Raw genomic sequence first — 10,304 nt, forward strand, 5'->3', positions numbered from 1 at the left:
TTATACTTCAGAATAATCCCTTCAAAATCCTCCTTTATAAATTCCCAATATTTCCCTTTAAAACAGATAGGATTAAAATCTTCATCTGCTTGTTCAAAAGATGTAAAATTATGGATAATTAAATCTCCGTCGTGGGAATAAGGATATCTTTGCTTGTGTAAATCTAACATTTGGCTGATATCATAAGATGGAAGTAGATCATGTAAATCCCAAAAGTCTTTTTTTCTTCCTCCTCGTTGCACAACATCTACTTTCATTGCTATAATTTCCTCAATAGTTGCCATTCTTATCCCATCAACTTCAATATAAGGTTGAATAAAAGTGTCTGTATAATATAAATCGAGCTTTATGGCATTTTCCTTATTTTCTCCAATAAAATAACTTTTCCCCATTCCTGGGATTATATTTAAAAAATCTACATATTGAAAGTTTTCTGTTAGATGGTTTTCAATGGCATCAAAATCCAATGTGCCATATTCTGAATCACTAAACAGATCAATATCTATCGATTCTCTATGACCAATTTGCAAACTGAGTGCTGTACCTCCTACGAGTCTAAAATCATTAAACACATCGGATTTCATTAATTTCAGTAAACTATTTTTCAATAGATCGTTTACAGTACTATAGTGAAGCATTATTCGTTTTCTTTATTTTTATAAATAGTGTATGGCTCACTAATTCCATGTGCAAGCGCTTCTTCAATCTTAGCACTTTTATAGAAGCGTTTAATCTCTTCTTTTTCAATAGCATTACCACGTTCAAATACACGTTTAATAACTGCTATGCTTTGTTGTTGCCAATCTATTTTAGACATATCCGTATCCCAAAATAAAGATTTTCTTAGAAGAGTTAAGTCTGGGGTATTCTGTTTTACTTTACTTTTTTCTTCCTTAATGTCAAAATAGGTTTGTAAAAGCGCAAGAGATCCTTCTTCTAAGTTTAGTTTCTTTTCAATTTTCAAAGCCAAAGCCGTATTAAGCTTCCTTCTGCCCTTAGTAATTGCATTTATGGTCTGTGGATACTCACCAATAGAAAGGGCAAAAGGACGTTGTGAAATCCCCTTTTGGTTAAGTAAGCGTTCCAATATTATTCCAGGATGGATACCTTTGTATTTTTCAATTAATCTACTCATACTACAAATGTAAACAATTTTGTTTATACTATTACGAAACCCTCCCCAATTTACTGCTCATTTTCCCTGATCTTTAGATATTTAATTATAAAGCTTATGAAAACGCTTATGTAAGAAGACATCATCCAAGAGATATTTGACCTTCATGATCATGATGAAAAAACAAGCATACAGAAGTCCGCTTCTAAAGAAGTGATCACCTTATAACGTTGCCGGCCTTACTTTAGCGTCGTTGCTCAGCTTAAGGTCCAATGATTAGGTGAGTTCCCTGTTAGTAAACAATCGAATTCTTTCCCAAAACTTGGATCCCAGTAAAACGCATAACCGTCTATGAACTTCTCCATAAACACCTCACCCTACGGCCGTTGAATGACCTCTAAGAAAAGATCGGCTTTATTATTAATATTTTGACCGATGTTATCCTTTTTCAATCCGCTTGAAATGGAAATAATATCCCCAAAAGCATTTTCAAAAATGACCTGTGGGTAGCCAATGGTCGAAACCGTGCTGGTATTGCGGCTCTGCCTATTATAGATGACCGCTTCCTTAGCATGAATGCTATTGGATCTAATCTCCCAGTTGGGATCATTGTTGGACCCAAAAATCAGGGCGCCATTCTTGCTCGTTCCCGTTGGAAAATATGGAGACTCAAAACTTTCCATTAAACTAAAGTTGGTGGTTGAATAGAGCCGATTCTCCGAGAAATTGATCAGGTAGTTTCCGGCCGCATTATATTGGGATTTACCCTTCCAATTGTCCAAAATTGGAAAAGAGACGATTTCCTCTTGAGTCAATGATCCATTGCTGGCCAAGGTAAAGAGATAACTCGTAGGCTCATTATAGTGGCCCACCAAGAGTTTATTATTTTTAAGGACAAAAGTCCGGTAACTGTTATTGCCTTGATGTTTTTGAAAATGCGTCTTGGAATCCACCAGATCCAAATTGGCATTATCTCGGCTATATGTATAAATCTTATCGCTGTCCACAACTATCCAAAATCCCAAGGGTGAATACGAAAAATCAGCCGCACGCCTCCCCTTTAAATCTAAATTGTATTTATACTTTAAAGTTGTGGCATCATAAACTGCTAAACCCGTCGCCTGCCCAACAATAATTTCCCCACCATAACCAGAATCAATATACTGGATGGGAATACTCGTATCGTACTGTGGAGCCAAATTGGATATAGCTTCCGTTTGATTGGTTCTATAATTAAAACGATGGATATTCATGGTATTCCTGGTGCCACTCTCTCTTCCATAAACATAAACAACGGCGTTTTCAGCATCAATAGCATAGGAGTGTACCTTAGAAATGTTGATAATCTCCGGCCGTTTAAAAGCTACCTCATGATAGGTAGTAACCTGCGAATTGTAATAGGTCGTGCGGCTGCCGAAGATATTATGTACATACAACACATAATACGGATTTTCAAGGTAAGGCGGATGCTCATCCAAAAACGACGTAAGCTCCCGATCCTTGATGATAGCCACCGAATTGACCTGTTGTCCAGAGGCAGTGCCTCCATCATAATTTGAAAACGCCAATTCGTAATGCGAAAAATAGGGATCCGTGCTGGCCTGCCAATTGAATTGAATGGCAGCATTTAATACTTCGGGCTTATAAAGCGTCACGGGTTGTGCCCGTATGTTATCCGTGTTGATGGTATAGGCATAACTCAGGCCCAATAGTCCGCGATTTGTAAAGACCTTGAAAAAGTAACACAATCGGTCTTCAGTGGGCGGTAATAAATCGGTAAACTCAGTGGTGTTGACGTCGCTAATGCTCGCAATAAGTTCGGCATTTGCAAGGCTACAATTGTCGCCGGCGCTACGGTAAATCTCATAGCGCTCAAAAGCATTAAAGCCTTCATAAGGCTGCCACGTAAAACTCAAAAGGTTCTCAAAAGCGGTATCTTGATTTTTTCTAAAAGTAGGCGTTATGATATCAATTTCCTTTGGCGTATAGCGTTTTAAATACAAGCTTACCACATCCAAAGTTCCATCTTCATCCACATCAAACTTTGATTTAAACACAAGCTCATTAGCATTTAATTTGGTAATGACCAGTTCATCACTGTCACCAAATTGGTTATGCAAACTAATAATGCCTTTGTTCAACACCCAGTCTAAGCTATTTAAGGTATATGCACAGTCACTTTGTTGGTAGGCGTATTCCGAGTAGATACCATTCTCAGAAAACACCAGAAAATCTCGTCCACATTCTTGATAAACGATGGGCACCTCTGCCATTTTTCCTCGAAACCCCACATTGAATATCGCCCAAACGCCTTTTAAATCGGCAGCGGAAGCAGAAGTAGCGGCGCCTTTATAAAAATCGGAGACTGAACTTGAGGCATCATCATCTTTGTCACAAGACCAGAAAATACAACTAAAAACAAGCAGGAAGAGGTAGACTTTCGTTTTCATAAGCACTCGTGATTTTTTTAATAAATGTAGGATTTTTTCCCATGTACTCACCTGAAAATACAACTATTATAAAAAACTGATAGGCATCTCGATGATTTACGTTGGAAATATCGTGTGTTGAGGATTTATTGCCTTCTATTGGTTCCCGGAATTCAAAAAAAATCGAATTTTTGTAACAGAGGACCAATTGGGATAAATTTTACCTATTTGATTTTGAATTGATTTGGAAAGTGTTCTTTAAGGGTTTCAAAACCCATATATGCTAATGGTATGCAATTTTAAAGACTTGGAAGCTCTAAAAAACTTAGCTTATAAAATGTAGAAAAACGGATCAAACCACTATTACCGCCTTTTGGAAAGGTCAGCGTTCTTAGAATAACAGACAAACAATTTGGAAACATTATGAACTTTTGGGGGAGAGTGGAAGTATCAAAAGAACCTCAACCAACCCAATTGGAATTATTTTAAACATTTGAAAAAAAAGTGTCCTCATGCCATTTTTGAGGATTGGATTCGATGTAATTTGAGATATTATCATAAGCCCTCTGTTGCTTAATAATATGATCATGAAATGATCTTTTCCATGCAAAATCCAAAAAACCTGCATTATGTATCATCTTGGAAGATGTGGTCTTAAACGCTCCAATTAAGCTTGATAATGATTTAATGTTCAGAAAAACATCTCTCATCCTTAAACGATCAATCTCAATAATAGCATGAACATGATTTGGCATCACCACAAAATGATGCACAAGCACATAGGGATAGCGCTCCTCCAGCCAATTGAATTGATTGTGAACAATCAATCCATAAGTATTCAATACCATTTTATAATGGGGTCGATTGGCATTTAATTCAATGGGGTTGGCATCAGTGAAGTTATGTTTCTTTGAGATTATTACTGTATCCAATTCAACAGGATCTCTATTAGATGGCTGGTCTGCAGTCTTCAAAACTTCTCCCAAACAACAAACCATATGCTGCACACAAATCGTGACGAAATATAGATTATCTCTGGAGTAATCATAACCTTTCAATCGATTTCTTTTCCTGTTTTTCATTCTATTCTCAATACTCCATTTTAATAATGAAAATTATGAAATATTTCCCAAAGTACGGACAGCTCGCGAGCTGTCGCATTTCATCAACAAATATCCAAATCATACCTTTACCCATAATCCCCTCCATAAAAATTCCAACCTATCACAGCAAAAAAGAAGCATTTTATTATACGATATTTCACAATTAAACGCCTGAATACCAAATGACAACAGGCCAAAAAATAACGTATCTTCTAATCTTTAATCAAACCACAACTTCCCTCTCTGCAGCTTATTTAGCGCTTTTATTATCGCTTGTGCTTTAGCTTAGGATATTTTTATGAAAACGTTTAATTTCTTCCTTTTCAATATCATTTCCTTGCTCATTTACTCTTTTAAAATTTCAACACCTTGGTTTTGTCAATCAATTTTAGACATATCTGCATCCCAAAATAAAGACTTTCTTAAAAGCGTTAAGTCAGGAGTATTTTGTTTTAGCTTACTTTTTTCTTCCTTAATGTCAAAATAGGTTTGCAGAAGCGCAAGAGATCCTTCTTCTAAGTTTAATTTCTTTTCAATTTTCAAAGCTAGAGCTGTATTAAGCTTCCTTCTGCCCTTAGTAATTGCATTTATGGTCTGTGGATACTCACCAATAGAAAGCGCAAAAGGACGTTGTGAAATTCCTTTTTGGCTAAGTAAACGCTCTAATATTATTCCAGGGTGGATGCCTTTGTATTTTTCGATTAACGGACTCATATTATAAATGTAAACAAATTTGTTTATATCATTACGAAATCCAACCAAATATAGGCTCCTATAGCTCTTAGTCGCATCTGTTAAACTTTAACCCAGCAATACTAGATGATTTTATATTTTGAAATACTGAATAAAATGACATGAGATGGAATTTATTGTGAAGATAAAAAAAATCAATTGTCAACTTTTTCCAAAGTGGTTTATATTGTCTATATTCATTTCTACCTATTATTCCGATATTTAATGATTTTATACCTATTATTCCAACCTCATACCCGTTTTCACAGAATATGCCATCTTTTTACCTGTTTTTACTTAAAAACACCTGTAACTCCACGACAACATTCTAATTAGCAATTATGAGAACCACGTACAATTTGTTTTTATTAAACTTAAAATGAACAATTCAAGTCGTATTTGGATAATATATTCGAAATGCCAGATGACATGGTTGCTTTATTGGTTAGATTCTTGGAACAAAATAATGGCGCACTCTCAAATCGCGCCAAAGAAAAGAATTCAAACAACTATCCACTCCTGAAATAGCTGATATAGAAGAATACTATAAATTGATTTTTTCTAATTGATTTGATAGAGAACTATAGGCTGGACTTAGATATTTATTGTATGTTTTGAAATGGCCTTCATAAATGCCAAATCCAGAACTAGTATAAATCTTTTAGACATGCATACTATTTACCGTCATCACAGTAATTAAGCGTTTAACTCTCAAAACAGTAAAGTTTTGATGACTAAACCTCTAAAATTACTGCCCTAACAGTAATATTTAAATGTTTTCCCTCTTTCAACATACAGATATAATTAAATTGTGTATTTTTACCGTTAAAACAGTATAAAATGAATGATCTTGATTTAGGCGCCTTTATTAAAGACCACCGAAAAAAAGCAGATCTCACACAGCTTCAGTTAGCCGACTTAGCGGGTATAGGAAAGACGACTGTTTTTGATATTGAAAAAAATAAAGAAACAGTGCGTTTCAATAATCTATTGGCAGTACTCCAAGTTTTAAATATCAAGATAGAATTCAAAAGCCCTTTAACTAAATAATTATGAGAAAAGCAATCGTATTTGTCCACGGAAAAAGAGCTGGAATTTTAACAGAGATCTCAGCTAACCACTATAGTTTTGAATATGATCAAAATTATGAAGATGATCCGGTTTCATTGACCATGCCAACAAGACACAAAAAATACAGCTATACATCCTTCCCTCCCTTTTTTGAAGGTCTATTACCTGAAGGTGTCCAGTTAGAAGGGTTATTACGTATTGGTAAGATTGATAAAAAAGATTATTTCTCTCAACTGATTGCTACAGGAAATGATTTAGTAGGCTCAGTAACGGTTAAATTAGCTGACAATGAATAGATGTCCTATTACTTATGAATTATGTGGTACCGATAGATATAGTGCAAAAGGACTCCGAATGATAGCTCCTAAGCTCACCCATTTAAATGATTTGCCATATACTGCTGCCGAACTTCGTCAGGAAGCCGCCAACAGAGCTAAAAAACTTTCCATTCAAGGCATACAACCGAAGCTTAGTGCGGCTATTTCAATAGTTGATCAAGAATTTAAAATTGTGGATCAATTTGGAACCTACATTATAAAGCCACAAAATGATTTGTTTCCAGAATTACCAGAAAATGAAGATGTCACGATGCGAATGGCTAAAGTATTTGGTTTAAACGTGCCATTTCACGGGATGCTTTATGGGAAAGACGGAAGTTTATCCTATTTCATTAAGCGTTTTGATCGCTACGGAAAAGGAAAGAAATTGGCAACCGAAGATTTTGCTCAATTAACAGGAAATTCAAGAGACACAAAATACCGTTTTACAATGGAGAAACTCATTCCCGTACTTGACGAATATTGTTCATTTCCCGCCATTGAAAAAGCCGATTTTTTCAAAAGAGTTCTTTTTTGTTATATTACAGGAAATGAAGATATGCATTTGAAAAACTTTTCCCTAATTACCAAAAATGATAAAGTAACGCTTACTCCTATATATGATTACTTAAATTCTACGATAGCAATTAAAAATCCAGAAGAAGAAATTGCACTGACATTGAAAGGGAAAAAAAGTAATTTAAAAGCATCTGACTTTATAGACTATTATGCCAAAGAAAGACTCCTACTCAATGAAAAATCAATTGCTAACATACTGCAACAAATGCAACAAGCAACTCCGAAATGGAAAGAACTAATTGAAATCTCTTTTCTGTCAGAGAATATGAAAGAGAAATATTTGAATCTATTGGAAACTAGAATAAGGATGTTTGTATAAGTTATTCTACTCGATGCAGTTTTCCCTCCCCCATCAGAATATTCCAGAGTTTTGTACATCATTGACGAGTTTGGTTGAACCAAATGTTTATATAGCCCATAAACCACCCTCTGGAGCCGTCAATTTGTTATCTAAAAGTTTTTATAAGTATTTTTTCTAAAGATTATGGGATTGCTCATTCCTTATTATTTCGATTTTTGTAATCGTGAATACCCCGTGTTTACTTCGTCTCACTGTAATGTCGTTAAAATATTCGCACTTTGGCTTCGCTCAGCGCAATCACGGTCTTTTGGGGCCCTTGCAATGATATCTTAGAGAGCAAATATTTTTAAATTACAACTTCTTTAATGTTTGAATGAAATATTCCTGATCCAAACCCTTCTTTTCCGTTTCAATGATCTTTAGCAAATTGTCAAGAAGCGGTTCATTTGCAATTTCAACATTAAAATTTTGGACTTGGTTGTTATACCGTTGACGATTGCCAAATTGGTGTATCAATTCCTCAATATTGGAAGGGATAAAAAACTGGGATCGTTCCTGAAGATGAACCTTATATTCATTGAGATAAATTCCAATTCCCGCCAGATCAAAATCTCCAAAATGCAGATACCGATTGGGAATTGTTTTTAACCAGGAAATCACATCCTTGTGTTGACTTTGTGGATAGCGCGAAATAAATAACGGGTTGATATCTTTAAAGAGATAGCGCTGTTCATGAATGTGACGAAAATTTCGAGCATTTTCCACACCTACAATCGTGATATCCTCCGGAATGCGGAAGTTTTCATAATCATAGATAAATGCAAAACTGCCATTATGGGGAGAAATAGGATATTCCTTGGCGTTTAAAGTGGCATTAATGTGGTCGTAGGCATTGATCAAAAAACCTTTAAAGGCTCTTTCCTTCGACGTTTTTGAGTCGGTTGCCACCTTAACAAAGTCAGCACGGCTGGACTCCTCATTGTCAAGTGCAGTAATATAATCCTCCAAATTATGGATTTGCAATTGGTTAGAAAGAAAGACCAAAAGCGCTTTTTGATTGCTGAGCGTTAGGGTTTTTCGGTGTTTCCCTTTCTGAAGGAGGATATTTTCAGCAATCAATTCGCTAACCAGCGGGCTTTTGGCAGCACTGGCCGGTAGCGTTTCACCTTTAGTAAGCCTTAAAAGGATCCGTGCTATTTTGGGAGTCAACTTCATTAATTCGAAATTTTTGTATTCACTTTTATCAATCGATTTATCTTGGTCAAATATCTTTTTGGATTGCTTTTCGATTGTTCCTTAGCCAATTTATAGGTGTATTTATAATCCGTTGCGTTTTGACTTGTTGGAGAACCATTGATGAGCAGGATATTTCGCTCGTTGGCGAATTTTAAAATTCCCCTCACATTATTGGGGTGCAATCTCCCGATCTCATCCATCATGCAATGCAATTTAAAGTCTTTTATTTTTCTCGAGGCACTATCCTTAAATACGTTAAGAAGTAGGATATTTATCATCGCTTTTACCAAAACATCCGTTCCTTCACTACCAACGTTTGAAAGCTTCTCCACCCAGCCGGAATCGTTGTCATTTTCAACGATACGGAATTGCAGATCAAAGGATTCAGATAAGGTTAAAGTGGACGTCTTGGCCCGTTCAAGTTCTTTTATTAATTGCTTGACCAATTCCACGGCGCGGTGGTTTTTTGAGGACGATTCTGAAGTGCTGAAAAGGTTTACCTGTCCCAATTGCAGACTGTGCTCCTCATTGAAATCCTTTATTTCCAAAAGAAGGGATACAATAGGATTGGAACTTTTCTGCGTACGCATTTCCATTTCCTTTATGGCTTCCACAAAGTTTTTATGTAAAAAATCATCATTGATTTTTTTGATTGTTTTCTCAATTTCAGCTTCCTTAGAAGTCAGTTCCGTGGTCTCCCGTCCTATTTGATTAATGATAGTTCCAAAGCGTTCGTTCACGCGTTTCTGATACTCTTGGATTTTATCTTCCTCGATGAATTCTTTGAGGTTTAGTGCGAAATTGAGATAATCTTCATCATTGCCAAATTGTACTTTAAATTGAAACACATTCGCTTCATTAAAGTTGCCAACAAAGCCATTAATGGAACGCTGAAGTTCTTGAAACTTACCAATTCCTTTATAGTATTTGTCATTAATTTCAGAAATAAGAAGCGAAGCCTTTTTTGAAACATCCTGTTCTTCTTTATCAGAAGCATCCTCCAAAACGGCTTCCATACCAGCAAATGCTTCGGATTTTTTGAATTTCTCAAATTCTGAAATATCAATTTCGAAAACAGAAAACTTATCCTCAAGCGATTTTACCTTTTCTATTTGATGGCTTAGCTTTTGATGGGACTTTGAAAGCTCAATCTTTTGGGTGTCAGCACTATGAAGTTGTTGTTTTTCTAGCGTAATTTTACCTGTTTTCCATTGCGGAAGAAGGTCAAATAACTCTCGTTTATCTTTTTGATATTCGATCACCGTTTTTTCATTTTGTGCTATAAATTCCAAGGAACTTATTATAGTAGACAATTTCCCATCAATTTCTTCCAATCGTTTTCTGTCTGCACCTTTATCCTCCAATTCATCCATCTGATTTTTGCGGAGTACTTCAATGCGAAGGTCGGATTGCTCTTTGTGA

10 protein-coding genes are annotated in these 10,304 nt (G+C 35.7%); 3 read left to right on the forward strand and 7 right to left on the reverse strand.

What is annotated here, in order from left to right; all coding sequences use genetic code 11:
* From ABIQ28_RS06445 to ABIQ28_RS06465, 5 genes are all read right to left on the reverse strand, one after another.
* Window positions 1-638: nucleotidyl transferase AbiEii/AbiGii toxin family protein (locus ABIQ28_RS06445; RefSeq protein WP_348036054.1), on the reverse strand; the 638-nt coding region annotated here is incomplete at its 3' end.
* The gene (locus tag ABIQ28_RS06450) at window positions 638-1,135 is read right to left on the reverse strand and encodes a helix-turn-helix domain-containing protein (protein ID WP_348036055.1); all 498 of its coding nucleotides are present in this window, start codon (window positions 1,133-1,135) and stop codon (window positions 638-640) included. The genes ABIQ28_RS06450 and ABIQ28_RS06445, both read right to left, overlap by 1 nt.
* Before the next feature lie 356 nt (window positions 1,136-1,491).
* Window positions 1,492-3,564: a lipocalin family protein gene (locus ABIQ28_RS06455; RefSeq protein ID WP_348036056.1), complete on the reverse strand. Its 2,073-nt coding sequence runs from the start codon at window positions 3,562-3,564 to the stop codon at window positions 1,492-1,494.
* 464 nt (window positions 3,565-4,028) lie between these two features.
* A complete protein-coding gene (locus ABIQ28_RS06460; protein ID WP_348036057.1) occupies window positions 4,029-4,625 on the reverse strand; it encodes a transposase in 597 nt (198 codons plus the stop codon).
* 399 nt (window positions 4,626-5,024) lie between these two features.
* Complete coding sequence (locus tag ABIQ28_RS06465; protein WP_348036058.1) at window positions 5,025-5,360, reverse strand: helix-turn-helix domain-containing protein; 336 nt, start codon at window positions 5,358-5,360, stop codon at window positions 5,025-5,027.
* Between the two features lie 858 nt (window positions 5,361-6,218).
* Here ABIQ28_RS06465 and ABIQ28_RS06470 point away from each other — a divergent pair.
* The 3 genes from ABIQ28_RS06470 to ABIQ28_RS06480 are packed head-to-tail and all read left to right on the forward strand — an operon-like array spanning window position 6,219 to window position 7,664.
* Window positions 6,219-6,428, forward strand: coding sequence for a type II toxin-antitoxin system Y4mF family antitoxin (locus ABIQ28_RS06470; RefSeq protein ID WP_348036059.1), 210 nt, complete (start codon window positions 6,219-6,221; stop codon window positions 6,426-6,428).
* 2 nt (window positions 6,429-6,430) lie between these two features.
* On the forward strand, window positions 6,431-6,745 hold the full coding sequence (locus ABIQ28_RS06475; protein WP_348036060.1) for a HipA N-terminal domain-containing protein: 315 nt from the start codon (window positions 6,431-6,433) through the stop codon (window positions 6,743-6,745).
* Window positions 6,738-7,664, forward strand: coding sequence for a HipA domain-containing protein (locus ABIQ28_RS06480; protein WP_348036061.1), 927 nt, complete (start codon window positions 6,738-6,740; stop codon window positions 7,662-7,664). The genes ABIQ28_RS06475 and ABIQ28_RS06480 overlap by 8 nt, the downstream gene beginning before the upstream one ends.
* Window positions 7,665-7,997: 333 nt before the next feature.
* Here the strand turns inward: ABIQ28_RS06480 and ABIQ28_RS06485 are convergent, their stop codons facing one another.
* Both ABIQ28_RS06485 and ABIQ28_RS06490 read right to left on the reverse strand, forming a co-directional pair.
* Entirely contained in the window at window positions 7,998-8,861 is an 864-nt protein-coding gene (locus ABIQ28_RS06485) for a hypothetical protein (protein WP_348036062.1), read from the reverse strand.
* The coding region (locus tag ABIQ28_RS06490; protein ID WP_348036063.1) for an ATP-binding protein at window positions 8,861-10,304 on the reverse strand (1,444 nt) is incomplete at its 5' end. The genes ABIQ28_RS06485 and ABIQ28_RS06490, both read right to left, overlap by 1 nt.

Origin of the sequence: Gelidibacter sp. (assembly GCF_039916245.1) — a bacterium.
Lineage (GTDB): Bacteria > Bacteroidota > Bacteroidia > Flavobacteriales > Flavobacteriaceae > Gelidibacter.